Origin of the sequence: Microcoleus sp. T3_B1, assembly GCF_036700445.1 — a bacterium.
In the GTDB taxonomy this organism is placed as follows: Bacteria; Cyanobacteriota; Cyanobacteriia; order Cyanobacteriales; family Microcoleaceae; genus Microcoleus.
In genome coordinates this window covers 28,122-53,872 of sequence record NZ_JAUBOX010000053.1, presented here as the reverse complement: position 1 = coordinate 53,872, position 25,751 = coordinate 28,122, and the positions used below count along the sequence as shown (strand labels likewise).

The window sequence follows — 25,751 nt, the reverse complement described above, 5'->3', positions numbered from 1 at the left end:
TTGCACACGCGGAGCATTCAAACCAGTCAAAGTCTTTCTATGTAAAGGTTTTAGGCTTTTTCAGCAAGCCCTAAGTAAAGCAGCAAAAACTTAGGAAATAAGCAATTGACTGAAAGCTAATTGACTTTGACAAGTAAATATTTTGTTCTCGCTGGGGGGAGTCTAGGTTAACCAATGGCGGCGAATCACTCGATCGCGATCAACCTGTTATTTCCTCTCATAGTTGTCACTCTCAATTGAGATGCGATCGCCTTTGATGACAGAAATTCTCTGTACTGAGGAATCTCCGCTTCTTGAAACCGAGTTTTTCTGGCAGACATCGATCGAATTTAGATATCGACTCAACCGTAGTAAGGATTTTAGCTTCATTTTGGGAGATATCTAATTTACATATCAGGAAACAAAAAGTTTTTTATATAGCCACAATAAAATTAAGGGCGATCGATGTCTGTTAAATTCCTTAATCCTACGATACTCTTACGGCAAAAAAAGAGGATTTTTACCAGGATGAGTCTTTTTTTCTGTATATCTACCCAAAAAAGATTTTCTTTGATAAGATTACCTTAAACTCAGGTTAAAAAAACATGAAATTCCAAATTTCCCTAACTCCTGGGGCTGTAACCCAGTTCCTGCTTCGAGTGGTGGTCTGTCTAGTTTTACTATCTTTCTTAGGTCAGATGACTTTGTATTTCTTGCCGGATTACCCGTCTAGAGACTTCTTGGCAAACGGATTCAACGTTGATTACGAGAGGAACATTCCAACCTTATACTCATTTTTGGCATTGCTGTTCAGTTCTCTCTTGCTGGGTGCGATCGCCCATGCGAAAAATTTGGATAGTTGTCGCTACAAGCATCACTGGACAATTTTATCCTTCATCTTTTTATATCTATCTTTAGACGAAGTGAGTCAATGGCACGAAAAGCTTGCTAACCCGATGCGAAGCCTGGTAAATACTACAGGATTTCTTTACTTTAATTGGGTTGTGCCGATGGGTTTTCTAGTAGCGATATTTCTCTTATCCTACAGTAAGTTTCTGTTCCACCTTCCGGTTGCTACAAAAAAATTGTTTGTTGCAGCAACCGCTCTTTATATTGGAGGAGCCATCGGAATGGAAATGCTAGCGGGATACATAGTTTATACAACGGGACCGGAGAGGAATCTATCCTACGTGATAGTAACGACCCTTGAAGAGTTTTTAGAAATGCTGGGAATCGTTGTATTTATCCACGCCTTGATTTCATATATCAAGACATATTTAGGCGGCGTAAGTTGGAATATTTACATACCAGGAAAAAACACAGAAGTTACCTAGAATCAAACTATGGGTATAGCGGCCCTTAACGAACCAGCAAACAGAAAGCTATCCAAGTAAATCACTTGAAAGCGGGTTTGATGGACGAAAATACTGTATTCAGGTCTTTAATCAGGATAAAAAACCAGGTTTCTTTGGTACTGATGCGTCCTGGACTGGAAGTGCTACGCTCTTCGGCGCACCTACGACTAATATGTAGGGTGCTTGCTGCACCAAACGACTAATTAGACGTGGAGCAGCTTAGAGATGAAATCCTCACCTTTACCAGAAAATCGTTAAGAGCCACCTTTGCATTAGGATTTGACGGCAAATGACTTGTAAAACTTGCTTCTTCTAATATATTAATTAGCCGATCGCGCTCTTGCTGATAAAATTCAATATCTGTATCTTCCAGCACTGATTTTTCCTCCCCGCCCAGCTTTCTAGCAATCAAATCAGGAATATACGACAACTGGAATTTCTGGTTAAGTTTCACCAAATTCGCCTCGACTTCCCCCGTTTGCATCAAGTGAATCCCAGCCAGCAACACCCGATAAACGTACAGCAGCGGCTTAACCCGACGCGGGCGTTCTTTCTCAAACAGTTTCCATTGAGTTTTAGCAAAACCGAGATAGTGGTGGCTGTGGTGCTTGGTAATGCAGTTTGAGGCGAGATCCTTTAATTCCTCGTGTTCCTTTGTAGTGTAAACTATTAGCGGCGAATACAGTTGTTCCAACACGTAGCCGTTCCGCTTCAACAGCAACTCAAAAAATTTCTTGATGTCGTGAGTTACTAAATCGAGTTGCATTCCCTCCCGAACTTCCGAAACTTCGATTGTTTCTTCGGCAGAAATCAGTCCAATTACTTTCGGTAGCGGTAAAATGTGTACTCCCCGCAAATCAAAGTCAGAATCTGCGGAAGCAAAGCCGTATAAGTGCGAACCGCTGACAGTCGCAAACAGCAGCGGGTAAGGTCGAACTGAAATAATTTTAGCGAGATTAGAGATGTATTCTATCATCTTTTTCTTCAGTCCGCGTAGGCGGACTTTGTTTGTATAGAAGCGATTTCAATCGCCGATTCAATCGCCGATTCAATTCCCGATTTCGATCGCACCTCTACGAGATTTAATCAAAAACAGATTCGCTTTCTCGTAATTAGGACGTTCCGGTAAGGAAGTTGCAGCAAAAGCGCGATCGAACTCACCGTGCAAACTCAACCGCCAGCGATTCACCTCATCCCAGGATATTTCTTGGTTGCGGATAGATAAAAGTTGCGATCGATAATCCTGCACCCGAACTGGTACAAACCCCTCCTTGAGCACCGTAATTCCTGACAGCAACAAGCGAATTAAGTGCATCGCGTGCTTCCAACGAATTTCCCCGGTATTGCGGAGGTCTTGCTCCATTTTTTTAAATTGAGACAAAACGTAGCTATTGTAAGTTTGATAAACCAATTGAGAAAGAAAGATTTCCCTAATTTCGAGCAATTCTTGTGCTACAGGAGAAACAGTTTCTACTAAAGGCGTGTACAAACATTCTAGCACATTTGGATTAGCTTTTAGTGCCAAAACTAGAAACTTTTGCAGTTCCCAATAGCATTCCTGATTTTCCTTGTTTTCCAATTGTTCTGGAATGCCGTAAAGCGACCAATGAAGTATTGCCGGCGGCAGGTAAATCCCGCGTCTGTCTGTATCGGATTGCTCGTTATCAAGACCGTAGGCTCTCGAACCAAGAATGCAGCGGTAAATTACAGAATCATAGAGGTTGTATTCTGCAAGAAAATCTCCTCCTGAATGCAATCCTTCGCTCTGAAACTGCTTGCGGATACTGAGTTCGTGCCGCCGCAGACTAACTTGTGTTCCGTCTGGGAGTTTGACTAAATATGCGTGGGAATTGTCCGTAGGCGATTGAACGATGACGCCTACTAATCCCGGTTTCCAAGGTTGGTCGCTGGCGGGGTTCTTGACCTCGATTCTGGTGACAATTTGGGTTCCTGCGGGTAGGATTAAGTTGAAATTTTGAGGAATATTGGCATTTGCCATGAGGAAACCTCCTGCGGGGGCACGAGCTACAATGTTAGTGTAGCATATTTGTAATACAAAACTCAATCGAGAATTTATAGCAATTCGGAAAAGGACAGCTACATACAGAATTCTGTTTAGCGAAAAAGCAAAAAGTTCTCTAATTTTATCGCTGCTTAATTTTTCGCTTTAGCTTATACCCCCTTTTCACTTTCATGTTGTGCAGGAAGTGCTACACGCCCATGAAAGTCATGATAACGATGTGAAAAGTCTTCTAAATATGGACTTTCAAGCACAGCACGTCGTTTAGCAAAATTATTATTTATTTGATGGTATAAGAAATCAGCATCTATCGCAAAAATTTTTTTAAAATCTACTGTTAATTCTGGTATTCCTTCCTGAGATGATTCACGTTCTAGAGGTATTTTTTCCAAAAAATGGTATTGCTGATAACGATTAGATTTAACTAAATTCCAATCTGCTGAATTTAGCTGAACTGTTTTGTTGGAGCGAATTTCTTGAGCTGTATATACTTGACAAAAAAGTATAGAGTTTAATAACTTATTAGGTTTATCTCGATTTTGCCTAGCGCTATAGTCCCAATCTAAATCACAGTTTTGAGTAACAATAATTGCATAAGGATGAACAATAGGTTTAAACTGAATTTGATCGAGGTACGGAATTTGATCGAGGTTTGGAGAAGATTCACTTGGAACTGGTTTAATCTGTATAAGTCCAGTCAGAATTTCCCCTTGTCTAAGAGCCTCTGTGTCATTCGAGGCTCTGTAAATCCAAGGTTTACGCATGGTTAGCTACTCAAAATCTAGGACTAAAGGTGGTCTGACTTCGCTAGGTAATACGCTACCAGTAAGTAATCCTAATTCTTGAGGTAAGGTAGTTTGTCCTAAATCAGACCGACAGTCACTATAATATTCCACCATTTGTTCAAGCACGTCAGATGCTTCTTGCAATCCTTCTGGAGTCTTAGCAAAAAGCAGATTGAGTAGCGTTAAGCACTTAACCCAAGCGATCGTGTTTTGATTGAATTGACCAAACCATTCACCACTAATAGGTGGTTCGATGGAAACTTCGATTTTTAAGCTAGGAGTAGCAGATGCTAATGTGTGCCGATACTGCGTCTGAGCAGGAGTGGGTAAAACTTCATACCTTTGTCCAATTATATTTTTGCTTTGAGTACCACCAGTTGTTACGTGCATAGGATTATATTGGTTGAGGTCGCATTGCTCTGTGCAACTCTTCCGTGATACCCCAGCGGAAGAGATTTCTGGCTGTATGGTTGTAGTTATCGAGTATTTTCCAGGCATTTTCACTCCTTTCTACTTTATCCTCAGTAAAAAAATCAGTATCTAATAAATAAGCTGTTTCATCTATACCTCTTTCTGTGTCCCTAACGTTAACAAGCCCATGATTAAAATTAACTTGACCGAATTCAGTTTTTAGCTGTAAATTTTTAACAAAGTTTAGAATTGAATCTGCTACTTCTGGTGTATACAGTTCAGAAGCAATATGTTGCGGTATTAATTCATGCCACTCTTTGTCTTTGATATTTAGTTTTGACCTAATAATTAAATCACGATATCTTAGTCCTGTTCGTGAATAAAAAGAGGGATTATATATTTTTTCAAAAATTTCTACAGCGCGTTTAAATTTATCAATAAAATTTTCATATCTTTCATACTTTGTCGTAGCAAACGTTATAGAGTTTTTGTCTAAAGATATCTGGCAACTCAAGTCTTCTGACTTAAATTGATAAGTCAAGTCAATTGAAGTCAAGTCACTGGTAAAATTAGAGGTAAATTGGGTTAAAAGATTAGATAGCTCAACCGGAATCTGCAAATTTCTAGAACTTTCAAAAATTGGGTATTCAAACCTTATACTATCTTGAAAGTCTACAGGCTGTTGGCTGGCAATTTTCAGGATAGTTGGAAATCTAAGTTGAGCAATAACCTCAATTAGGGGGCTGTCCTCATAAATTACTCTTTCATAGTTTGGGAGCTTCATTTTTTCAAAGTATCCATTACCAGTTTGAAGAGCGTCTATTACTCTAGCTTAACTTACTTCCCAACAGAATTACATTCAGGATAGATGCCCTCGCCTTTTCCGAATCCAATTTTACAACTTAAAAATATGGGCAATACAGGATTTGAACCTGTGACCCCTTCCGTGTGAAGGAAGTGCGCTACCACTGTGCTAATTGCCCGCAGATAATTACTATACCATACCAAGTCCAAATTAGCAACTAAATTTTTCCTAAAAATTCAGCCGCTGGTTTCCGAGTTAAACTCGACACAATGCCAAGAAAACAGGCATTTGTCGAGTCTGGCATCAGTTAACCTGCCACCAACCCGCCGAGGGGCCGACAAACCGCACTACAATCCACCAAGCCACCAAAAGACTAATCCCCATCCAGCTTCCGCGACTTGTCCACTTCACAAAATCTTCGCTTTGGGTTTTCGTGATTGGCAGCCAGGGAACGATGCGTTCTTCTTTTCCGTATTCGTCGCCGATCGACTCTTTGCGACGCTTAGCTTCACCCATAATCTTTGTCTACTAAATTAGATTTCAACTGGATAGTTACAGGTTTTATAGGCAAATATTACACTTGCCTCGGACAACCATTTTGTAAGGTGTGACCCTCACCGGACGTACTACCACGCCCTGTATTCCCTCGGCAAAAGCGTTGGGAAATGCTTTTTTGACAATGTTAGCGCTGCCATTGACATCGGCATTAATCAGTCTGCCGTCACCAGCACGAAACAACCCTCGCTTAATGCGTTTACCTTTATACTCCGAATGCTTGACACAAGGTTCATTATCTAAAAAAGAACACTTTGAAGTGTAACTTTCTTCAATAACCTTCACAACGATTCCTGCTAACTGCGCTTTATAAGTTAGCATTTCAATAAACCTTGCATGAGGTATGGCTACGAAGTTCTGATTATTCCGCTTGCCGAGATTTATTCCCTGTTTCCAGTTATCGTTTTTACCAATCACCAGTGTCCCGATTCGGTTAGCTGCCAGATGATTGATGATGAATCGACTTGCATTATGCAGGTAATTATCTACTTTTACATGCCGCTTGTGAGTTAATTGTTCAATTTTGATTGATGTCTTTCTTTCCCCCTTCAAGTAGGACTGAAACACTGTCTTATTTTTGTGATAGTAAGCATTGATTGATTTGAGGGGTTTGCCATTTATTATCAGCGGAACCAACCCTTTTTGAGTGGATGTAATTGTCGCTAAATTATTGAGCCCCATATCAATTCCTGCTATCCCTTCTCTACCTGATGATGATTGACTTACATCCTTGGGTTCATAAACTACCTCCATCGAGTAATGGTAAGTTTTTGGGACGATTCTGACTTGATTTACGACCCTAACTTTAGTAGTCAGAAATATCTGGCTTTTCGAGAGATTGATAATTCCTTTCTTGAGCCATTCTTTACTGATGGCTTGAGCGGTGTAAGTCAGGACATTTCTGCCTAATGTTTTGTGTTTGTATCTGGGTATTTTTGGTCGGGCTTTGAATTTCTCTGGATGGATGGCATATTCCTTGGTAGCTTCAAAAAATGATTTCCAGCTTTCATTTAATCTCAATAATACTTGCTGAGATACTTTGGCTGGTAATGCTAGATAGTCAGTCGTTCCCTGACATAGTTTCTGTATTTTGTAATAGTCGAGGTATTCTCCTGAGATAATAAATTTTTGTCTGATTAGGTAGTTAGCGTAGTTGAAAAGATTCTTCGAGAGAAAGCACAAATTATCTAGCTGCTTGTATAGCCAGTGGGTTCGATCGATAATGTGCTTTTCAACTAGCTGCATTGTTGTACCGTCATTTTGACTATTCTATACTAGAAATGGCTATTAATGGCCATAAAGTCAATAAAGTTTTACAATACCTAACCAAATTATACGCCAACAGGTCATCTCAAGCCTGCGTCAGCCAAGTCGTATCCAAATAATCAATCCTCGCAAAAGGACTCAAGGCCACTAAAACCTGCTGTCCATAACTGCGGTGAATCACCCTGCTGTCGAAAATCGCCACCACCCCTTGACGTTCTCGCACCGGCGCGATCGCCCGTTGCAACTCATTCAGCGCCGCCGGCAGCAAATACAACCGAAACCAATCCTTGCGCCGTTCCTTATAATAAGCCACACGCGCCGTCACCAAAGGATTCTCCAAAGAAGGTAGCGGCAAAGTTGCGATCGCCAGCAAGTGAGGCGCCCTCAATTCCCCCTGATGTTCCCGCCAAAACTCCCACCCTGTCACCAAAATCGCATTCTCGCCCACATCAGTCTTTTCTACCTGCACCCGAGAACCGAACTCAGAAGCCAAAATCGCCGCCAGCCGAGCCCTCAGCGGTACATCACCAACAATCAGCACCGTTAAACCCGCCACCGACGCGCTCATCAACAGCAAAGTCCGAATTTCTTCCATTAAAACACCCTGAAATTCCGGCGTATTTGGCAGCGGCAGCCAGTTGGGAATGTACAGTTGAATTAATTCGCTTTGTCGATCGGGCGAAAACTTAACGCTCGTCAATTCTGGCAGTCCCAGCATTTGCCGGAAGATCGGAGCCTTCGGTTCCACATCCACCGCCCCCCCAATCAACACCACAGGCTGAGAATCCCAAATTTTGCTCAAAACCTCAGCCACCTGAACCGGCGCGCAGAACAGAGAAAATGAGCCAGCCTCCCGATTAATTTGCGCCCACCGCAATTTTCCGTCTCCTTCCCACCGCTGCCAAAAATTGCTCCAAGCAGCCGGAATCAGCGAATTCGGCTCGATTTTTTCAAACAGCCCCTTCAAAATATTTTGCTCTGCGGTTTCCAGCAAATAGCACTCCTCTGGTTTCGCCGGATGCTGAAAGAAAGCCCGCGTTAGCAGTACCCGCCCTTGGAGGATTGCATCGGCTTCCAAAGGCTGAGATTGCATTAAATCATTCCAGTCAGCAGGTTGCAAGCCCGCCGTCAATTGCTGGCGCGTCCAAACTTCCAAGTCATCCACACCGTCGATAATTGTCGGAATATTGCTGTGAAGTTCCGAATTCCCCGCCAAGCGAGCCGCCAGCCAAGACTCGGGATCGGCTAGCATCAATCCTCGTCCAGTGGCATTATCGGAATAAGTCTCGATCAGCTTATCAGTTTCCAACCACTCTTGCAAACGCGGAATTTCCACTCCTCTCAAATGCTCGATCAGCCGTGTCGGCGCCACCAAAATCACAGGCTCCGGCCACATCAAAATCGGCATCAAATAGCTGACTCGATACCGCTGTCGGTAAGCTCCAGCGGGAAGCCCCGTTTGGATCAGAGCGCTGCGCCCCAAGCGCAAAGCCCGCGCCACGAGCCGCGCCATCGTTAAATGGTGGGGCCAGTGCGGCTCGGAGTTCGATCGCAGGAAGCGGAGCAATGAGTTGTGGACTTCTACCTCAATCAATCGGTTTTAAAATTGACATTTCTCACTCAAGATAATCAAAACTGGCCAGAAAATCAACTACTTTTTGACCGAGAGGCAAACTGAATTTACTCTCCTGATGAGTTGCACCTCCCTTCCCAAAATTCCCGTGAGAATTCACCATCAAACTCTCCTGTCCCGAACTAATTAAAATAGTTTGGGTAGGTGACTCAAAAAACTTTGTGGGCTGACTAAGCCGTGATATATTAGAGAGCAAATTTATCAACTCATTTAACTTATTTGTAGCTGTACTCAATGCTTGACGCAACTGCACTATTCGTTTTTCATCCAAATTTTGACTTTCAATATTTTTGCCGATAACCATAATATTTCTCTGAGTTTGTACAGCATCCTTAAAAGGAAGAATCGCTAAAAAAGCTGCTGGCAATAAATGCTCATCGCTCTCAAATCTAAAAGTTAGAGTTGTGCGGCGGTAGCCGACTTCAATATTAGGAGGAAAAATCATGGCCCGGTAATGCCGAGCTATTTCGCTGTAAACTGTTGCTAAAGTGCTGTTTGCTGAGTAGTCTAAAAGTGCGTCAACCACAATTTGCACTAACCCCGGCGTGTGACTTAAAAATTTTATCGATTCTGACGGCGAATGAAATTGTTGAATCTGAGTGCGATCGCCAGCGGGGCTGAGGTCAACCCACTGGCAAGTAATATCATCTGCAATGATGCCACATCGAGGAACCAAATGCAGTTTTGCTCCTGTTAAAGTTGCTCCCCTCAAATCAGCGCCCACCCAATCTGCATTAATCAAATTTGTTTCTGTCAAATCAGCGTGAACCAAACTAGCACTTGCTAAATTAGTATTTCTTAAATCTGCTCCGTTAAGGTTAGCTCCGTTCAATTTAGCACAGCTCAGATCGGCGCCGTTGAGGTTAGCTCCCGTCAAATCAGCCCATTTGAGGTTAGCTCCGCTCAAATTGGCACTGCTGAGATTCACCTGTTGCAAAGAAGCTTGTCTCATATCGGCATTGCTCAAATTGACGCCGCTAAGTTCTGCTTTCGTCAAATCTGCGCCATGTAAGTTAGCTTCTTGAAAGTTAGCTGAAGCAGCCGAAGCACCTCTGAGATTTGCACCGGAAAGATTAGCACCGCACAGGTTAGCTTCCGTCAGTTTTACCTCTCTTAAATCTGCTTCAGTCAGGTTTGCACCGCTGAAGTTAGTTTTGCTGAGTTCGCAGCGGACTAATTCGCATCTAATCAGGGATGCTCGGATTAATTGAGCTGCACTTAAATCGGCTCTGACTAAGTTTGCTACGTTGAGAGTCGCCCCGTTTAAGATTGCCCGCGACAGGTTGGTACTGCTGAGTCTAGCCACATTCAAGTTAGCGTCGCTCAAGTTAGCGTCGCTCAAGTTAGCGCCGCTGAGGTTGGTGACAAATAAGCTAGCCCGCCTTAAAATTGATTGGCTGAGGTTGATGCGGCTGAGATTAGCTTCATTCAGGTTCATTCCTGTGAAATCTCTGTCGCCTTCTGTGTATCTCTTGACGAGTGCAAATCGTTTGAGCAGTTCTTCAGCTTCCATTTTTTTACCTAACTGAAAGGGCAATTGGCTAACTTTTATAGGGCATGAATAGAAATTATTTCAAATTAATTTATAGTATTTACTCACCGAGCTGATAAAAGCTTTTGACAAACTCAATGACCGTATTTAGCGGCGGGGTGGTAAATCTTTGGGCTTTAATTGCAGGACTGATAGAGGTTTTGTTGACTCCGGGCAAATTTGTCAAGTTTCTGCCAAAATCTGGGTGATAGTGAATCATCAAAGTTTCGGCGCTGGAGTTAGCCAGTACAGTTTGGGTAGGCGATTGGAAAAAACTTGACATCGGTTCGCGATCGAGGCGAATCGGCTGAATTTTCATTTCCCCTATTTTTCTCATTGTTTTGGTCAGGGCGACGTTTAATTGCACTACCATATTTGAGACTCTGACGCCCAGGTTATTACCACTTTGGGGTTGAATCATCTTGATCAGAGTCATCAAATTTTTCTGAGTAAATGCTGCATCACTAAAGGGAATAATCGCCACGAAAGCTGTGGGAAATAGTTGATCGTCCTGCTCTATTCTAAATGATATGATTGTGCGTCGGGAATTAACTTCGATACTGGGAGGATGGTTCAAAGCAGGGTATTGACGGGCTATTTGGCGGTAGGTAGCTGCCAGGACAAAGTTAGCATCCGGGTCGAGGGGTCGATCGACAATAATTTGAACTGTCGGCGGTGTAGCATTGAAAAACCTTTGAGATTCTTCTGGGGTAAAGCGCTGAATGTGGCTGCGATCGCCGTTAGGACTCAGGTCAACCCAATCGCAGGTAATGTCATCTGCTTTCACATCAAACCTAGACACCGCGTAAATTTTTGCCCCCGTCAGGGCCGCCCCCGTCAAATCTGCGCCCACCCAATCAGCGTGAATCAAATTCGCTTGAGTCAAATCCGCGTGTACCAGAGTAGCGTTCAACAGATTGACATTGCTCAAATTTGCCCCGTACAAGTTGGCCCCGCTCAATCTCGCTTCATCGAGGTCAGCACCGGTCAGGTTCGCCCCGCTGAGGTCAGCCCACCGGAGATTAGCGCCTCGCAAGTCAGCGCCGCTGAGGTTGGCCTGAGAGAGATTAGCTTGTCTGAGTTCGGCATTGCAGAGGTTGACTCCTCGCAAGTCTGCCCTGCTGAGGTCGGCTCTGTGCAAGTTAGCCCGTTCCAAGTTGGCCGCGGTTAGGGAAGCGCCTCTAAGGTGAGCCCCGCTGAGGTCGGCTTGCTCTAGATTGGCTTCTCTGAGGGTTGCTTCTCTCAAATCTGCTTCGCTGAGGTTTGCCCCGCTCAAGTTGGCACTGCTGAGGTTTGCTCGGATCAGTTCGGATCTGATCATTGTAGCTTCGACGAGTTGGGCTTCGCTGAGGTCGGCTCGAATCAAGTTAGCCACGTTGAGGATAGCGCCGCTGAGGTTGGCTTTGTGGAGATTAGCACCGCTGAGTCTGGCAACATTGAGTTTGGCTTTTCTCATGTTGGCGTTTGACAGATTGGTGCCGCTCATGTTGGTGAGGCTCAAGATTGCCTCACTGAAATTAGCCCCGCTGAGATCGATCCTGCTGAGATTTGCCTCGCAAAGGAGAATGGCAGTAAAGTCTCTTTCTCCTGCTGCATATTTGGTGATGAGTTCTTCGGCATCCATGCTTTTCAATTTCCCTGATGTGTTAGCTAGAACAAAGCTTTGTTGTGCCAACCTTTAAACTAGAATAAGCATTTTTTGTAACTTGATGCAATATGCCTAAACATCTATATTGTGGAAGCCTTTTATAAAATCCAAAATGCTACTGATATTAGTTTGAGCCAATTTTGTGCTTTCGGCTAACTTACCAGAGGTTGAGTTACTTGGGTCGTATTTTTTAATCAGGCGCTTGCCGAAGGCTGGGTGGTGATATACGCTGAGTCTTTGGTCGCGGGAATTAATTAAGAGCATCTGTGTAGGAATTTGAAAAAAATTGATGCTTTCGCCGATTTTGGGAAAAGAACTGGAAATTTTGATTTGGTCTACTTTGCTGATAGCTTGGTTGAGAGCTTTGCTGCATAACTGGACGTGTTTAGATTCTTTGACGTTAAGTTTGCCTGCATCGTGGGATTGAATCATTTTCATCAAAGCTATTAGGTTTTTTTGAGTTATGGCAGCGTCGTTAAAAGGAATGATGGCAACGTAAGCGGTGGCAAATAATTTATCGTCACTGTCCATTTGAAAGGCGAGTACGGTGCGCCTGGAGCTGACTTCGATCGTGGGAGGCTGACTTAAACTCGGGTATTGTTGGGCAATTTGGTAATAAGTTGCAGCTAGCGCAAAATGAGCGCCTTGGTCTAAGGGCGAGTCAATCACAATCCGAACTGTGGGCAAGGTTTCGTGAAAAAATTCCTGGGTTCCTCCCGAGTTCAACCAGTAAATTTGGCTGTGGTCGCCGTTGGGGCTGAGATCGACCCACTTGCAGGTCATGCCTTCGGTTTTGATGCCCAGCCGCGAAACTGCGTGAAGTTTGGCTCCGGTTAAGGTGGCTCCGGTTAAGTCGGCTCCAATCCAGTCGGCGCGAATCAGATAGGCATTTGACAGGTCGGCGTGAACTAAGCTGGCATTCAGCAAGTTGGCGTGGCAGAGGTCGGCTCGGCTGAGGTCGGCACCGCTCAATTTGGCTTCGCTGAGGTCGGCCCAGCGAAGATTGCACCCGCTGAGGATTGCCCAGCGCAAATTGACGCCGCTGAGGTCGGCGCCGCTGAGTACGGCTTGAGTGAGGTTGGCTTGTCTCAGTTCTGTGCCTCGCAAGTCGGCGCCGCTGAGGTCGGCTCGGCTGAGGTCTGCTCCTTGCAGGTTGGCTTGTTCGAGGTTGGCTTCTGTCAAGCACGCGCCGCTGAGGTGAGCGCCTCGAAGGTTGGCTTGAGCGAGGTTGGCTCCTCGAAGGGTGGCTTCGGTGAGGGTGGCGCCGCTGAGGTTTGCGCCGCTGAGGTTTGCACCGCTGAGTTCGGCTCTAATGAGCTCGGCTCTGATCAGTTTGGCCCCTGTGAGTATGGCTTTTTTGAGGTCAACTCGCACTAGGTAAGCGACGTTGAGGTCGGCGTCGGTGAGGTCGGCGCCGCCTAGATGGGCGCCGCTGAGTCTGGCGATGTTGAGTTTGGCACCTGTGAGGTTGGTTTTGCTGAGGTTGGCTCCGCTCAGGTTTGCTACACTCAGATTCGCACCCTTGAGGTTGGCTCCGCTCAAGTTGACGCCGCTGAGGTTGGCCTCAGTCAGGTTGATTCCGGCAAAATCTCTTTCTCCGGCGGCATATTTTTTCAGGAGTTCCTCGACTGTCATGGGGGCGGCACCGTATCAAATATCCCCATTTTATTGCTATGAATATCGGTATTGTAGGACTGGGTTTAATTGGTGGCTCGATCGGGCTGGATTTGCGATCGCGCGGGTTTAATGTTTTTGGGGTTTCGAGTCGGCAGCAGACTTGCGATCGGGCGCAAGCTCGCGGTGTTGTCAATGAAGCCAGCATAAACCTGTCTCTGATGGCAGCAGCCGATGTGGTTTTTATTTGCACGCCACTGGGGTCGATCGAGCCGATCGTCCGAGAGTTGGTGCCCTATCTTTCCCCTGATACTATTGTAACCGATGTCGGTTCCGTAAAAACACCCATAGTACAGGCTGTGTCTCCTCTGTGGCCGAATTTTGTGGGGGGACACCCGATGGCGGGGACTGCTGAAAGCGGAATTGAGGCGGCGGTAAAGGATTTGTTTGTGGGCCGGCCTTATGTGGTGACGCCGACTGCCCAGACGCCGACGCTTGCGGTGGATAAGGTTGAGGAAATTGCGCGGTTGCTGGGTGCGTCGGTTTACCGGTGCGATCCGATCGAGCACGATCGAGCTGTGGCTTGGATTTCTCATTTGCCGCTGATGGCGAGCGCGACGCTGCTTGCTGCGTGCGATCGAGAGGGCGATCGGGATATTGTGAATTTAGCCCAACATTTGGCGAGTTCGGGTTTTCGGGATACGAGCCGCGTTGGGGGCGGCAATCCCGAGCTGGGAGTGATGGTGGCAAAGTACAATCGAGAGGAATTATTGCGATCGCTCTCTATTTACCGCGACAGTCTCGACGAGTTCATCAGCGATATCAAAGCCGAAAATTGGCAATGTCTCGAACACAAGCTGAAGCTGACTCAACAAGCGAGACAGAATTACAACTTGTGATCCCAAATTTACCAGCCAATTCAACCAGTAATTGACGTTCAGGTGGATGCCCAAATAGTTGGTGTAGTCGCTAAAATAAAGCGAGTGTTAACGTTTAAAGCGTAGCCTGGGGCTATTTCTCCGTTTTTAATAACTGGTGTCTAAACCAGGCGAAAAGCCCGTTCTAAAAGACAATTTCTTAGTTGTGGAACGGGCATCTTGCCCGTTCGGAACAGGCGAAAAGCCCGTTCTAAAAGACAATTTCTTAGTTGTGGAACGGGCATCTTGCCCGTTTCTAAAGCTGTGAGAGTAGTGCAAAATCTAAAAATTGCCCAATTACCCCCAATCCTCAATTGTCACCAAATCCATCAAAACCTGTCCATCCCCTAAAGCGGCTGCTGAAGTACGGGCGCCGCTACCGCATGAAAGCTTGGCTGGCAAGTATCTGTTCGCTGCTGAATAAATTCTTTGATTTAGCGCCGCCAGCATTAATCGGTATTGCCGTTGATGTGGTGGTGAAACAGCAAGATTCTATCCTCGCTCAGTGGGGCATAAAAGATGTTTTTTGGCAACTGGCTCTTATTACTCTTTTGAGCGCGGTTGTTTGGACGTTGGAATCTCTTTTTGAATATGCCTATGATTATTTGTGGCGCAATTTGGCTCAGGATATTGAACACGATTTGCGTCTGGAAGCTTACAGCCATTTGCAAGAATTAGAATTAGCTTATTTTGAAGAACGCAGCACGGGCGGTTTGATTTCTATTCTCAACGATGATATCAATCAACTCGAACGTTTTTTGGACGACGGCGCTAATGAGGTGATTCAGGTAATTACAACGGTTGTTGTGATTGGTGCGGCTTTTTTTGCTGCTTCTCCTGGTGTTGCTGGGCTGTCAATGCTGCCGATACCTTTTATTATTTGGGGTTCGATCGCCTTTCAAAATCGCCTTGCTCCTTTCTATGCTGATGTGCGGGAAAAGGTGAGTTTTCTGAACGGGCAACTGTCGAATAATTTGATGGGAATTACTACTATTAAAAGTTTTACTTCCGAAGATTATGAAATTCAGCGCATCGAAGCACAAAGCCAAGCTTACCGGCAAAGCAACCGACGGGCGATCGTACTTTCGGCAGCTTTTATTCCGCTGATTCGGGTTGTGATTTTCTTAGGGTTTATTGCAACGCTATTTCTGGGCGGTTTGGAGGTTGTGGCGGGCCGGTTGTCTGTGGGAACTTACAGCGTTTTGGTGTTTTTGACCCAGCGGTTGCTGTGGCCTCTGACTCGCCTGGGAAATACTCTGGATCAATACCAGCGCGCTATGGCTTCTACTAATCGGGTGATGAATTTGTTGGATACTCCGATCGCAATTCGCACGGGTGATATCCGGCGGCCTGTTAGTTCGATTAAGGGTGAGCTAGAATTTAAAAATGTTACTTTTTCTTACAATCAAAGAAAACCGATTTTGCAGTATTTTTCCCTGACTCTGCCGGCGGGAAAAACTACTGCGATTGTTGGGGCTACTGGTTCGGGAAAAAGTACGCTGGTGAAACTAATATTGAGGCTGTACGAGGTACAGTACGGCAATATTTATCTCGACGGTATAGAATTAAATAGCCTGAATTTAAAAGATTTACGCAGAGCGATCGGATTGGTGAGTCAAGATGTGTTTTTATTTCACGGTACGGTGGCAGAAAATATTGCTTACGGCAGTTTTGAGGCTAACAATCGAGAGATAGTAAATGCTGCTAAAATTGCCGAAGCGCACGAGTTTATCGTACAATTGCCGGACGGTTACAACACTATTGTAGGGGAACGCGGTCAAAAATTGTCGGGGGGGCAACGGCAGCGAATTGCAATTGCGAGGGCTGTTTTGAAGAATCCGCCGATTTTGATTCTTGACGAAGCTACTTCAGCGGTGGATAACGAGACTGAGGCGGCAATTCAGCGATCGCTCGAACGAATTACCAAGAATCGCACTACAATTGCGATCGCCCACCGTCTTTCTACTGTCCGCAATGCCGATTGCATTTGTGTCATGGAAGAGGGGCTGGTGGTAGAATCGGGGCAGCACGAACAACTGATCGAACAGGACGGAATTTATGCGGCGCTCTGGCGCGTGCAATCTGGTATAAGATAGAAACGCAGCGGTTTTGGGTAATTGGGAATTGCGGGAGCATCTCAATGAAAGCAGCAAAGCTCGAAATTGGAATTAGGAGTCAGGAGTCAGGAGCCAGGAGAAAAGAGTCAGAAGGAAGAAGAAAGAAGTGTTTTTGCAAATATGAGATGCTCCCGGGAATTGCTAATTTGTAATTGGGGATGGGCTATTGGGCATGGGTAACTAATGACAACAGTCAACTGCCAACTGCCAACTGCCAACTGCCAACTGCCAACTGCCAACTGCCAACTGACTACTGACTGCTGACTGTAAAATATTAGTTTATACAAACAAGAAGAGAAAATGTTTCTATTTGATAGCCCTGAGTCCAAACCCAACGAAAATAGCTGGAGTCGGAAATTAGATAAATTTGTGAAAGCTAATCAACATGAATTGGCTGCTTTGGCTTGGGGGCTATTTCTGGAAAGGGGAGAAGAAAGCGAGGAGATTTTGGCAATTGATATTGCAGAAACTGCGCGTTTTGTGTATTGTAAGAAAGAGGCGGTTGAAGAGTTGAACCGTCAAGTTAAAAGCCATATTCAGGAAGTTGTAGGTGTGTTGAACGCTCACAAGCCTGAGAAGGAAGTGGCCATTTTGGCGATCGGCGAAGGTCAAATTAAGTTGATTCTTTTTGAACCTAAGCCTGAACCTCCTGTTTGTTTTGAGGAAGCTGCAACAGATGTTGATACATTGTTGGCTAAGCTAGAACAGCAGATGGTTGAATGTATGAAAGGATAATGTAAAATGCAATCCCCGTTCGATACCCCCAGCCGTTAAATTGCTGCGGGGTTCAGGATATCCTGTTTTTTGAGCCGTTGCTCACTTATCAGAATAACCAGCAATCAAAATAACCAGCGGGCGGCGAATCGTCATGAAAAATTTGAGCTTTGTCTAAATTAGGTATAGCTTCCGCCAATTCTCTACCTACTTTTACCTCAAGCGCCCTGTCTGTTAATGGAAAGGAAAATTGATAGCTATCTTGCAAATATTTTGCCTTAGCAACAATCTCATCTTTCTCTAAAATCTGGCTGTTGCTACCAATCAAAATGCTATTACTTTCCTGGCCAACACACACGCACACCTGAGAAAACACACTTTGAAGAGTCGTGATTTTTTCGGCATAAAACTGATCTCTTTGCAGCAGATTTGCTATCACAACTCCCTCGCTTGACAAGTGTTTTTCGCAGATTTGATAAAATTCTTTTGTGGATAAGCGGTGCGGAAAGTAGCCGTTGCCAAAAGCTACGTCGATCATGATGATATCGTACTGAGTATCTGATTTTTGCTGCTCTAAATACTCTCTGCCGTCTTGAATTGTTACAGTTAGCCGATCGTCCAATTTTACCCCAAAACACTGTGTAGCTGCTTCGATCGCGATCGGGTCTACATCCGCACATTCTATAACAGTTTCCGGCAAATAGTGGTGCAAAACTAAGGGAATTCTGCCGCCGCCAAATCCAGCCATATAGATTCTTTGAGGTTGGCTTTGCCACACTAAACCCAACATCATCGCCTGAGTATATTCAGACACTAGATGTAAAGGATTGTTGAAATCGAAAATAGATTGCAGTAAATCTGTATGCTGATTTACTTTTTCTACTAAAGATAGCTTAATGTGCGATCGATCTTTTGTGACTGCAACATAGTGAACACCAGACTCTTTGCAAAAAATAACTTTGTCTGGCTGTTGCTGCAGCCAAGCCAGCCGCTGTCCAATAGCGGATAAATTAATAGATTGCCAAGTTTTGTGTTCCTCAATCATCTGATTTTAAATTTTATTTAAATTCGATATTCTCTAAGAATATAGCCTCATCAACCCGGTTTCTACAAAAATGGCTGAGTCGCCCGGTATCTGCGAAGAAACCGGGTTTCTAATCAAGGCTGGGGCCAGTCAGTCGATTTTAGATTTTAGATTTTAGATTTTAGATTTACCCCACAGATCAATCTGGGATCTTGAACTAGGGTCTAAAATTTTTATCTTTCCACGACTTAAGTCGGTGGCTTGTATCCGTTTTTGGGCTGGGTCATGTCTCATTTTCCAGCAGGGCGAAGAACGAGAAGACAACAGAAATTCACCCGATTACAGCCGCTTGTACGCCACCAACTCCAAACCTGAAACCGAAAGTTCCACTTTTTCCCAATCTTGCTTGTCACCTTCTAACTTTTCAAAGGCTGCTGAAGTGAGCAAAATCTCTCCCCGTTCCGCCACATCCTCTCCCAGCTTAGATGCCAGATTAAATTCCGATCCGTACATATCCTCTCCTTCCAGCATCAAAACATCGCCACAGCCAATACCAATGCAGAGGTAAATATCCATCTCCGGCGGCAGTGTGGTGTTGACAGCCGCCGTTTGTTTCAAAGAGTCGATCGCAGCTTCCACCGCTGATTTTACATCAGTAAAAACTGCAAAAATATTGTCTGCTTCCTCCTTAACTACAGTGCCACCGTATTCTGAAATTATCGGTTTGACAATTCCGTGCATCCGGTGAATCATTGCCAAAAAATGAATAATTCCGTAGCGGACTGTCGTGCGCGAAAATCCCGACATATCCATTACTAAAATTGCGTAATTTTTGCGGAAAGTGGCATTAATTTTTTCATCAATTTCCGCCATTCTTTCGGGATGTTCGTTTCTTTCTTGCAGCAACTTTTCCAAGTTAGCGCGGTTATTTGTTTTCATTTTAGTTTAATTAAATTCCCAATCGCGACACAGTTCTTGAGGGCGGCCAGCAGGATGCACCGCACAATTGATGCCATCCTTACCGTAATAATAATCGCACACTTTGCAGGGTTTAGTTTGCTCTAATTTTTTCATCAAAATTGTCCGGATTGTCTGGACTCGGTTGCGATACTTGTTTGCATTCGAGTGACTCGGTTCAATTGCCAAAGCTTGCTCGAAAGCTGCTAAGCTGGAATCGTACAATTTAATAATTTGGGCGCTGTATTTTGTCCAAGCATCGGCATGGCTTTGATACAGTTCGACTGTACTTAAGTTTAAAATCCCGTATTCTGTCCAAGCGTCGGCTGAAGCTCGATCGAACTTAATATTGGCATTGAGCAAAACTTTTTTGATCGTTGCCAAAAGTTCCCTCGGCTGCCAAGGTTTGCTAACATAAGCCTCGGCGCGATCGCCCTGGAACCTCGCAAATAAAGCTAACTGCTGTCCCTTGCCTGTTAAAAAAACAACTGGTAGATTCCGAGTTTCGGGATTAGCTTTAATTAAACGACAAACCCCGTAGCCGTCTAGACGGGGCATTATGACATCTAATAATACTAAATCAGGGCAATTTTTTTCAATTTTATCCAGCGCTTCCACACCGTCAGATGCCTGAATTACATTCAATCCGCTGCATCTCAACTGATGTGAAATGCACTCGCGCTGGCTGCGGGAATCTTCCACCACTAAAACTGTACTCATCACTCCCCACCTGGTTTTTGAGGTAAACTTGTTCGTTGCTTCGAGTAACCCTTGCTGAAATCAGTTTACCCACATTGGAAGAGTTTGTTATCACTGGCAAGCTAAATTTACTCAAATTGCAACAAATCTTAAACAGGGGAGCCAAGGTGATACTTATCAGAAAATGCTGGTTGCTAATACGCGGACAATTATTCGAGATTTAGGGGGCAAATATTCGGCTTTTAAGCCTTAATAACGGCAAATCGTACTGATATCGGACGAAAACCTTGTTGAATTGCAACAGATAATCGGCTACTGTGTACGTTGAAGTTCTTAAGGACGACAAATGAATCGATTGCTCCTCACTTTATTGGTAAGTCCGACGCTGTTTGGATCTTTGATGTCTTTGAGCGCGATCGCAAATCCCGCTCAAATTGGCGAAACACCAAGCCAATCGGCTGATTCGCCTCAATGCGTGCGATCGCCCCACACTCAGCGTCTGACTTGCGTGCGGCTTCCTGGCAAGTCTGCTGCTGTGGCTTCTAAGCCGAGAATTACTTGGCAGCGCCCGGGTGAAGAACGGGTGGCGATGCTGGATTTTTCGGAAGAAGAAAGCGATGCGGCGGCGGCGCTGTTTGGCTGCGACTGCCAAGCGTGTATCAACTCGCTGCGGCAGTTGCGCGGTTTGCCACCTCTGGATCTGACTTGAGGCCGATCGATCGGATATCTTGCATCATTCTCAATTAACCTTTTATGAACAGGCTTTTCGGCCTGTTCCACAAGAAAATTTATCTTTTGTGGAACAGGCCGAAAAGCCTGTTACTGACAAGGGTGCGCGCTTTTGAGTGCCTTTAGCTTTCTCACTTTTAGAGAAATTATAGTCAATTTGTTCTGTTCCATCATTTATAGAGATTTTTTATCTCTCAAAATCGGATCTCTACTTTTTAGCTAAAACTTGTTTAAGTTGAGCAGTTGCTTGCTCAATTTTTTCGATACTGCCGGGGTTGACCAATCCGTAGTAGTCAAAAACGTAAACTCGATTATTTTTGGTGGCTGTTAGTTGATTCCAAAATGAATCCGATTTAAATTGGTCTAAAATTCCTTCTCCCCGATCGACTATAGCAATCCTAAATCATTCTCATAATTATTGTAGGGGCAATCCCCCCGTGGTTGCCCGATAGATAGGGGGTAGGCACGGGGGCACTACCCCTACAAATTTATCGGAATCATTTAGGATTGCTATATAATGATTACTTCGGGATTAGCCTCTAAAACCTTTTCCGCTGAAAGCGTTACGTAGCCTCGCACGGGGCTATCTCCTTGCAATTGGGCTGCGACATTTTTCACGTTAAACTTATCCAGCAAATCTCCAGCCCAACTGCTTTGATTGGGTGATAAAATCGATCGAAGTTAAAATAGCACCTATCCAAGCCGCCAAAGGCACCCAAGTTTGAAATATTCCCAAAGTCAGCATGGTAATCGCAACCAACCCTGCACCAGCCGAAATTCCTAATACAAAAGGATCGGCTAAACCGTTGCGGAGCAAACCTTGCAGCAAAGCCCCCGACATTCCTAAAGCCGCACCAACCGTCAGCGCCGCCGCAACTCTGGGCAAACGCAATTCCCACAAAATAGTTTGATTGACAGCATCACCTCGGTGCAGAAATGCTTGCCACAATTGATCTGAACTCATCGGCACCGCACCAAAAGAAAGCGAAAGGGCGATGGTTAATAGCAAACCCAATCCTAAAAAGACAACTGCCGGAAAAATGCGATGTTGTAGCCAGAGTTTTTGCAGAGTCACTACATTACACCACAATCTTGATTAACAGCACTAAATACCATATTTCCTCTGTTTTGAATGCTCGAACTCGTTAACTACAATAACAATAACCCATTCACCTGAAGACGGCTTCAGTGGGAGCAGATGAGCAGGCGATCGCACCCGCCGCCAAAATTAAATGTATAATATTAACGAAGTAAACCGCTACGAGTGAATCATGTCCGCAAACACCGCGCTACCCGCAGCCCTAGCTAAAATCGTTCAGCGCTTTCAGCGACATTCCGATCCCAAACAGCGCTACGAACAACTGCTGTGGTATGCCAAGAGACTCCCAGCATTTCCCGAAAGCGACAAACTGCCGGAAAACAAGGTTTCTGGCTGCGCGTCGCAAGTTTATGTTACTGCAAATTTGGCAGAAGGAAAAGTATTGTTTCAAGGCGATTCAGACGCTCAGTTAGTCAAAGGATTAGTTGGCTTGCTGGTGGAAGGTTTGAGCGGCTTAACGCCTGCTGAAATTGTCACCATTACCCCAGATTTTATTCAAGACACGGGATTGAATGTGAGTCTGACACCCTCCCGCGCTAACGGATTTTACAACATCTTTCAAATGATGAGAAACAAAGCCCTTGCTTGCGAAGTGAGCAAGCAAGCCGAAGCAAATTAAAAGAATAAACAGCCATGACTCAAACTACAAATTTAACAAAATCAGGTTCTGGCAACTATCCCGCCGCAGTTCAACAATATCTCTGGAATTGGCAAGAAACGCAAATCAAAGTTATTTACGAAACCAGAGGACAGGGAAATCCTGTATTGCTGCTGCCGGCTTTCAGTACGGTTTCGACGCGAGAAGAAATGCGTCCTTTAGCAGAATTGTTAGCTCCTAAATTTCAAGTTGTGAGCTTAGATTGGCCGGGTTTTGGCGAATCTGATCGGCCGCGAACCGACTATCAACCGCAATTATACCATCAATTTCTCAAGGATTTTGTTGAGTCAATTTTTAAGAGTCCTGTGGCTGTAGTTGCAGCCGGTCACGCGGCGGGTTATGTGATGCAATTAGCCCAATCACAGCCCAATGTTTGGTCAAAGATTGTCTTAGCTGCGCCGACTTGGCGCGGGCCTTTGCCGACGATGAGCAAACAGCAAAGCGGGTGGCACGGAATGGTGAGAGAATTAGTACGATCGCCCTTACTGGGACAATTCCTATACAAACTCAACACTGCGCCGTCATTCCTCAGTTTGATGTACCGCCGCCACGTCTATGTTGATGCAGCTAAAGTCACGCCGGATTTCATCCAAAGCAAATGGCAAGTGACGCAAAAACCCGGTGCTCGATACGGTTCCGCGGCCTTTGTGACTGGTGGTTTAGATACGGCAAAAGTGCGATCGGAATTTACAGATAAATTTCAACAGTTAGCAGTGCCGATGATGGTTGTAATTGCTGAGAATGCGCCGCCAAAATCAAAGGCTGAAATGGCAGCATTAACGGAATTACCGGGTGTTGAATCGCGAGTTATTCCTGGTTCTTTGGGTATGCACGAAGAGAATGCAGAAGCTTTGGCAAATGCGATTCAATCTTTTATTGGAGAGGATTAAGAGGGGATGAACCGCAGAGGGCGCAGAGAACGCAGAGGGGAGAAGGGAAGAGGGGAGGAATGCAAGCTGTTTTTTTTACGTTAGTTTGGATGGTTTGCTATTGGTTTTGTCTGCCAGTTTATGCTGTCGGAGATTCGCCGATAATCAATTTGCCACAGAGTACGATTGAAGGTGCGATCGACTTTCACATTCATTCTTCTCCTGATGTGATTCCCCGCAGGTTGGATGATTTTGAGGTAGCGAAATTAGCTGCTAGGGCGAAGATGAAAGCTGTTGTATTGAAAAATCATTATGCCAGCACAGCAGCGCGGGCAGTTTTGGTTAATAAAATAGTACCAGAAATCCAAGTTTTCGGAGGAGTTGTTCTTAATCATTCGGTAGGCGGCATTAATCCCGACGCTGTTAACGCAATGCACCGCATAGGTGGCAAATACGGTAAAGTAGTGTGGCTACCAACGGTTGATGCTGAGCATCACTTGCAGGTTTTTCACAAGTCGGGAAGGGGGATTAAAGTTGCGGAAAATGGCAAGGTTTTACCGGAAACAGCAGCGGTGTTGAAGATTGTGGCAAAAGAGAATTTGGTATTGGAAACCGGTCATATTTCCTCAGAAGAAGTGATGGCGGTTGTCGGTGAAGCCAACCTGCTCAAGATTAAGAACATCCTGATTACCCACGCAATGGCGGATGTACCCGGTTTATCCCTAGAAAATATGCAAACAGTCGCCGCAGCCGGAGCTTTTCTAGAACTAGCATTTGTGAACGATTTGATGGGAGAAAATGCCGCTGATGACGGACACAAAAACTGGCATCAAGTTCCTATTAGTAAAATGGCAGCAGCGATTAAACTAATAGGAGCAGAGCATTTTGTGATGAGCACGGATTTAGGAAGGAAACCCGATCCTTTACCTGCAGAAGGCTACAAATTATTTGTGAAAAAATTGATAGGTGAAGGCATTTCTCCGCAGGAAATTGATTTAATGATGAAACACAATCCAGCTCGATTGTTAGGCATTGAGAATTGGTAATTGGTAATTGGGTATTGGCAATCGGGGATTGGGAATCGCTAATTGGGAATTCTCTTTCCTCTTCCTTCTTCCTCCTTCCCTCTTCCTTCTGCCTTCTGCCTTCTGCCTTCTGCCTTCTTCCTCCTTCCCTCTTCCCTCTGCCTTCTGCCTTCTGCCTTCTGCCTTCTTCCTTCTTCTATTCTTGATTGCCTTTGTCGCGCAGGTATCCGTTATCTGCAATGCGCCAAGCACCCCCAGCATTGCCCGTTAAATCGCAATCTTCCACGGTAGCAATGCCATCTGTGTAAACGGCGATCGCCTCACCTTCATTACCATTAATCCGACACCGGCGCACGATCAATTTTCCTCCCAATCCGACACCTATTCCCAAACTGCCGTTGTCAAAAATACTGCAATCTTCCACCGTTGCTTTCCCATTATCGGATATAAAAATTCCGTTCCATACCCCATCATGAATTTGACTGCGGCGGAGGATAGAATTTGCATCAGGGCCGCAAATTCCCACCACAGAATAGTCCGCAGAAGTGATATCGCTGTCTTCTATGATTAACTCGCCTTTACGAATATCTACAGTGTAATATTTCCCAGTTGCGCTCAGCGTTAAACCGCGCACTAAAGCACTGTCAGTTGCCATTTTAATGCAGTTTGAGTTGATACTTTCAACCACAATGCGATCGACCTCTCCGCTGCCGATAATTTCTACCGATTTGTCGATAATTAGACTTTCACGGTAAACGCCTGGATGCACGTCAATGCGCGTGCCCGGTGCTGCATTTTTCAGCGCTTCGCTAATAGTAGTATAATCGCCTTGACCCTGCTGAGAAACAACAAATCCTTGACTCTTCCCAACTTTGGTATCTGAAGTAGATGCTTTAATTTTCCCTGACTTCGACTCAAAATGCTCAGATTGTCGATCGCCCGCTTCGGAAAGTTGCGATGTTAGCTGTAAGCGTTCTTGATAAACTGTCTCTAGCTGATGTTCTAACTCGCATACTTGAGATAGAAGTTGAGCTTGATTCTGGTTTGCTGTCTCGATTTGACTTTGAGTTTCCGAGAGTTGAGAATAAAGGTGCGATCGTTCTCTGTTAGCAGTTTCTAGCCCAGATGCCAATTCAGAGCGACTTTGACGCACACTTTCTAACTGATTTTCTAACTCAAAGATTTGAGATTGAAGTTGATCTTGATTCTGATTTGCTGTCTCGATTTGACTTTGCAATTGGGAAATTTGAGAAGTTAGCTGAGATTCCAATTCAGTGCGACTTTGACGCACACTTTCTAACTGGTGTTCTAACTCCGAGATTTGAGATTGAAGTTGAGTTT

At 44.9% G+C, this 25,751-nt stretch carries 26 protein-coding genes and 1 tRNA gene; 8 read left to right on the top strand and 19 right to left on the bottom strand.

Annotated elements, in window-relative coordinates; translation table 11 throughout:
* Positions 1–185: 185 nt before the first annotated feature.
* A complete protein-coding gene (locus QT990_RS23980; protein WP_333144126.1) occupies positions 186–320 on the bottom strand; it encodes a hypothetical protein in 135 nt (44 codons plus the stop codon).
* A gap of 264 nt (positions 321–584) precedes the next feature.
* Here QT990_RS23980 and QT990_RS23975 point away from each other — a divergent pair, with 264 nt between their 5' ends.
* Positions 585–1,313, top strand: a complete 729-nt coding sequence (locus QT990_RS23975; RefSeq protein ID WP_333144125.1) for a hypothetical protein — start codon at positions 585–587, stop codon at positions 1,311–1,313.
* A gap of 220 nt (positions 1,314–1,533) precedes the next feature.
* On the opposite strand, the gene QT990_RS23970 is transcribed toward QT990_RS23975, so the two are convergent.
* The 12 genes from QT990_RS23970 to QT990_RS23915 form a co-directional block, all read right to left on the bottom strand.
* Positions 1,534–2,310, bottom strand: coding sequence for a nucleotidyltransferase domain-containing protein (locus tag QT990_RS23970; protein WP_333144124.1), 777 nt, complete (start codon positions 2,308–2,310; stop codon positions 1,534–1,536).
* A gap of 72 nt (positions 2,311–2,382) precedes the next feature.
* Entirely contained in the window at positions 2,383–3,333 is a 951-nt protein-coding gene (locus tag QT990_RS23965) for a DNA polymerase beta superfamily protein (protein ID WP_333144123.1), read from the bottom strand.
* Positions 3,334–3,506: 173 nt separating this feature from the next.
* Positions 3,507–4,118, bottom strand: coding sequence for a hypothetical protein (locus QT990_RS23960; RefSeq protein WP_333144122.1), 612 nt, complete (start codon positions 4,116–4,118; stop codon positions 3,507–3,509).
* A 6-nt stretch (positions 4,119–4,124) separates the two neighbouring features.
* Positions 4,125–4,529 (bottom strand): hypothetical protein, encoded by a 405-nt coding sequence (locus QT990_RS23955; protein WP_333144121.1) that lies wholly within the window; start codon positions 4,527–4,529, stop codon positions 4,125–4,127.
* Positions 4,530–4,533: 4 nt separating this feature from the next.
* Positions 4,534–5,334 carry a TIGR04255 family protein gene (locus QT990_RS23950; protein WP_333144120.1) on the bottom strand — a complete coding sequence of 267 codons (801 nt, stop codon included), beginning with the start codon at positions 5,332–5,334 and terminating at the stop codon, positions 4,534–4,536.
* 127 nt (positions 5,335–5,461) lie between these two features.
* A tRNA-Val gene (locus QT990_RS23945) sits at positions 5,462–5,533 on the bottom strand.
* Between the two features lie 125 nt (positions 5,534–5,658).
* A complete protein-coding gene (locus QT990_RS23940; RefSeq protein ID WP_333063857.1) occupies positions 5,659–5,871 on the bottom strand; it encodes a DUF2839 domain-containing protein in 213 nt (70 codons plus the stop codon).
* 45 nt (positions 5,872–5,916) lie between these two features.
* Positions 5,917–7,155, bottom strand: coding sequence for a transposase (locus QT990_RS23935; RefSeq protein ID WP_333144119.1), 1,239 nt, complete (start codon positions 7,153–7,155; stop codon positions 5,917–5,919).
* A gap of 106 nt (positions 7,156–7,261) precedes the next feature.
* Positions 7,262–8,770 (bottom strand): helicase C-terminal domain-containing protein, encoded by a 1,509-nt coding sequence (locus QT990_RS23930; protein ID WP_333144118.1) that lies wholly within the window; start codon positions 8,768–8,770, stop codon positions 7,262–7,264.
* Between the two features lie 22 nt (positions 8,771–8,792).
* Positions 8,793–10,322 (bottom strand): pentapeptide repeat-containing protein, encoded by a 1,530-nt coding sequence (locus QT990_RS23925; protein ID WP_333144117.1) that lies wholly within the window; start codon positions 10,320–10,322, stop codon positions 8,793–8,795.
* A gap of 79 nt (positions 10,323–10,401) precedes the next feature.
* Positions 10,402–11,964, bottom strand: coding sequence for a pentapeptide repeat-containing protein (locus tag QT990_RS23920; RefSeq protein WP_333104756.1), 1,563 nt, complete (start codon positions 11,962–11,964; stop codon positions 10,402–10,404).
* Between the two features lie 96 nt (positions 11,965–12,060).
* A complete protein-coding gene (locus QT990_RS23915; protein ID WP_333144116.1) occupies positions 12,061–13,623 on the bottom strand; it encodes a pentapeptide repeat-containing protein in 1,563 nt (520 codons plus the stop codon).
* A gap of 38 nt (positions 13,624–13,661) precedes the next feature.
* Here QT990_RS23915 and QT990_RS23910 point away from each other — a divergent pair, with 38 nt between their 5' ends.
* From QT990_RS23910 to ccmS, 3 genes are all read left to right on the top strand, one after another.
* The gene (locus tag QT990_RS23910) at positions 13,662–14,501 is read left to right on the top strand and encodes a prephenate/arogenate dehydrogenase (protein WP_333144115.1); all 840 of its coding nucleotides are present in this window, start codon (positions 13,662–13,664) and stop codon (positions 14,499–14,501) included.
* Between the two features lie 401 nt (positions 14,502–14,902).
* Positions 14,903–16,615 carry an ABC transporter ATP-binding protein gene (locus QT990_RS23905; protein WP_445252064.1) on the top strand — a complete coding sequence of 571 codons (1,713 nt, stop codon included), beginning with the start codon at positions 14,903–14,905 and terminating at the stop codon, positions 16,613–16,615.
* 321 nt (positions 16,616–16,936) lie between these two features.
* Positions 16,937–17,371 (top strand): beta-carboxysome assembly chaperone CcmS, encoded by a 435-nt coding sequence (gene ccmS / locus QT990_RS23900; protein ID WP_333144112.1) that lies wholly within the window; start codon positions 16,937–16,939, stop codon positions 17,369–17,371.
* A gap of 88 nt (positions 17,372–17,459) precedes the next feature.
* On the opposite strand, the gene QT990_RS23895 is transcribed toward ccmS, so the two are convergent.
* The 3 genes from QT990_RS23895 to QT990_RS23885 all read right to left on the bottom strand — a co-directional run bounded on the left by QT990_RS23895 (position 17,460) and on the right by QT990_RS23885 (position 20,051).
* Positions 17,460–18,395 carry a fused MFS/spermidine synthase gene (locus tag QT990_RS23895; protein WP_333144111.1) on the bottom strand — a complete coding sequence of 312 codons (936 nt, stop codon included), beginning with the start codon at positions 18,393–18,395 and terminating at the stop codon, positions 17,460–17,462.
* A 318-nt stretch (positions 18,396–18,713) separates the two neighbouring features.
* The gene (locus QT990_RS23890) at positions 18,714–19,313 is read right to left on the bottom strand and encodes an adenylate/guanylate cyclase domain-containing protein (protein WP_333144110.1); all 600 of its coding nucleotides are present in this window, start codon (positions 19,311–19,313) and stop codon (positions 18,714–18,716) included.
* Positions 19,314–19,319: 6 nt separating this feature from the next.
* Positions 19,320–20,051, bottom strand: a complete 732-nt coding sequence (locus QT990_RS23885; RefSeq protein WP_333144109.1) for a response regulator — start codon at positions 20,049–20,051, stop codon at positions 19,320–19,322.
* A 325-nt stretch (positions 20,052–20,376) separates the two neighbouring features.
* Here QT990_RS23885 and QT990_RS23880 point away from each other — a divergent pair, with 325 nt between their 5' ends.
* Positions 20,377–20,739, top strand: a complete 363-nt coding sequence (locus QT990_RS23880) for a hypothetical protein (RefSeq protein WP_333144108.1) — start codon at positions 20,377–20,379, stop codon at positions 20,737–20,739.
* A gap of 645 nt (positions 20,740–21,384) precedes the next feature.
* On the opposite strand, the gene QT990_RS23875 is transcribed toward QT990_RS23880, so the two are convergent.
* Positions 21,385–21,834 carry an iron chelate uptake ABC transporter family permease subunit gene (locus tag QT990_RS23875; RefSeq protein ID WP_333144107.1) on the bottom strand — a complete coding sequence of 150 codons (450 nt, stop codon included), beginning with the start codon at positions 21,832–21,834 and terminating at the stop codon, positions 21,385–21,387.
* Positions 21,835–22,030: 196 nt separating this feature from the next.
* Here QT990_RS23875 and QT990_RS23870 point away from each other — a divergent pair, with 196 nt between their 5' ends.
* From QT990_RS23870 to QT990_RS23860, 3 genes are read left to right on the top strand one after another with little or no spacing between them, the layout of a single operon-like run.
* Positions 22,031–22,477 carry a SufE family protein gene (locus QT990_RS23870; RefSeq protein ID WP_333144106.1) on the top strand — a complete coding sequence of 149 codons (447 nt, stop codon included), beginning with the start codon at positions 22,031–22,033 and terminating at the stop codon, positions 22,475–22,477.
* 14 nt (positions 22,478–22,491) lie between these two features.
* The gene (locus tag QT990_RS23865) at positions 22,492–23,406 is read left to right on the top strand and encodes an alpha/beta hydrolase (protein ID WP_333144105.1); all 915 of its coding nucleotides are present in this window, start codon (positions 22,492–22,494) and stop codon (positions 23,404–23,406) included.
* Positions 23,407–23,465: 59 nt separating this feature from the next.
* Complete coding sequence (locus tag QT990_RS23860) at positions 23,466–24,431, top strand: DUF6282 family protein (protein ID WP_333144104.1); 966 nt, start codon at positions 23,466–23,468, stop codon at positions 24,429–24,431.
* Here QT990_RS23860 and QT990_RS23855 read toward each other — a convergent pair.
* Positions 24,411–24,650, bottom strand: coding sequence for a hypothetical protein (locus QT990_RS23855; RefSeq protein WP_333144103.1), 240 nt, complete (start codon positions 24,648–24,650; stop codon positions 24,411–24,413). The two genes, QT990_RS23860 and QT990_RS23855, sit on opposite strands and share 21 nt — an antisense overlap.
* On the bottom strand, positions 24,607–25,751 hold a 1,145-nt coding region (locus QT990_RS23850), incomplete at its 5' end, for a right-handed parallel beta-helix repeat-containing protein (protein WP_333411384.1). The genes QT990_RS23850 and QT990_RS23855, both read right to left, overlap by 44 nt.

Excerpts from the sequence above, each read along its gene's own strand:
- QT990_RS23980 (WP_333144126.1), bottom strand. The coding sequence starts at position 320 with ATGTCTGCCAGAAAAACTCGGTTTCAAGAAGCGGAGATTCCTCAGTAC.
- QT990_RS23975 (WP_333144125.1), top strand. The coding sequence starts at position 585 with ATGAAATTCCAAATTTCCCTAACTCCTGGGGCTGTAACCCAGTTCCTG.
- QT990_RS23970 (WP_333144124.1), bottom strand. The coding sequence starts at position 2,310 with ATGATAGAATACATCTCTAATCTCGCTAAAATTATTTCAGTTCGACCT.
- QT990_RS23965 (WP_333144123.1), bottom strand. The coding sequence starts at position 3,333 with ATGGCAAATGCCAATATTCCTCAAAATTTCAACTTAATCCTACCCGCA.
- QT990_RS23960 (WP_333144122.1), bottom strand. The coding sequence starts at position 4,118 with ATGCGTAAACCTTGGATTTACAGAGCCTCGAATGACACAGAGGCTCTT.
- QT990_RS23955 (WP_333144121.1), bottom strand. The coding sequence starts at position 4,529 with ATGCACGTAACAACTGGTGGTACTCAAAGCAAAAATATAATTGGACAA.
- QT990_RS23950 (WP_333144120.1), bottom strand. The coding sequence starts at position 5,334 with ATGAAGCTCCCAAACTATGAAAGAGTAATTTATGAGGACAGCCCCCTA.
- QT990_RS23940 (WP_333063857.1), bottom strand. The coding sequence starts at position 5,871 with ATGGGTGAAGCTAAGCGTCGCAAAGAGTCGATCGGCGACGAATACGGA.
- QT990_RS23935 (WP_333144119.1), bottom strand. The coding sequence starts at position 7,155 with ATGCAGCTAGTTGAAAAGCACATTATCGATCGAACCCACTGGCTATAC.
- QT990_RS23925 (WP_333144117.1), bottom strand. The coding sequence starts at position 10,322 with ATGGAAGCTGAAGAACTGCTCAAACGATTTGCACTCGTCAAGAGATAC.
- QT990_RS23920 (WP_333104756.1), bottom strand. The coding sequence starts at position 11,964 with ATGGATGCCGAAGAACTCATCACCAAATATGCAGCAGGAGAAAGAGAC.
- QT990_RS23915 (WP_333144116.1), bottom strand. The coding sequence starts at position 13,623 with ATGACAGTCGAGGAACTCCTGAAAAAATATGCCGCCGGAGAAAGAGAT.
- QT990_RS23910 (WP_333144115.1), top strand. The coding sequence starts at position 13,662 with ATGAATATCGGTATTGTAGGACTGGGTTTAATTGGTGGCTCGATCGGG.
- QT990_RS23905 (WP_445252064.1), top strand. The coding sequence starts at position 14,903 with ATGAAAGCTTGGCTGGCAAGTATCTGTTCGCTGCTGAATAAATTCTTT.
- ccmS (WP_333144112.1), top strand. The coding sequence starts at position 16,937 with ATGTTTCTATTTGATAGCCCTGAGTCCAAACCCAACGAAAATAGCTGG.
- QT990_RS23895 (WP_333144111.1), bottom strand. The coding sequence starts at position 18,395 with ATGATTGAGGAACACAAAACTTGGCAATCTATTAATTTATCCGCTATT.
- QT990_RS23890 (WP_333144110.1), bottom strand. The coding sequence starts at position 19,313 with ATGAAAACAAATAACCGCGCTAACTTGGAAAAGTTGCTGCAAGAAAGA.
- QT990_RS23885 (WP_333144109.1), bottom strand. The coding sequence starts at position 20,051 with ATGAGTACAGTTTTAGTGGTGGAAGATTCCCGCAGCCAGCGCGAGTGC.
- QT990_RS23880 (WP_333144108.1), top strand. The coding sequence starts at position 20,377 with ATGAATCGATTGCTCCTCACTTTATTGGTAAGTCCGACGCTGTTTGGA.
- QT990_RS23870 (WP_333144106.1), top strand. The coding sequence starts at position 22,031 with ATGTCCGCAAACACCGCGCTACCCGCAGCCCTAGCTAAAATCGTTCAG.
- QT990_RS23865 (WP_333144105.1), top strand. The coding sequence starts at position 22,492 with ATGACTCAAACTACAAATTTAACAAAATCAGGTTCTGGCAACTATCCC.
- QT990_RS23860 (WP_333144104.1), top strand. The coding sequence starts at position 23,466 with ATGCAAGCTGTTTTTTTTACGTTAGTTTGGATGGTTTGCTATTGGTTT.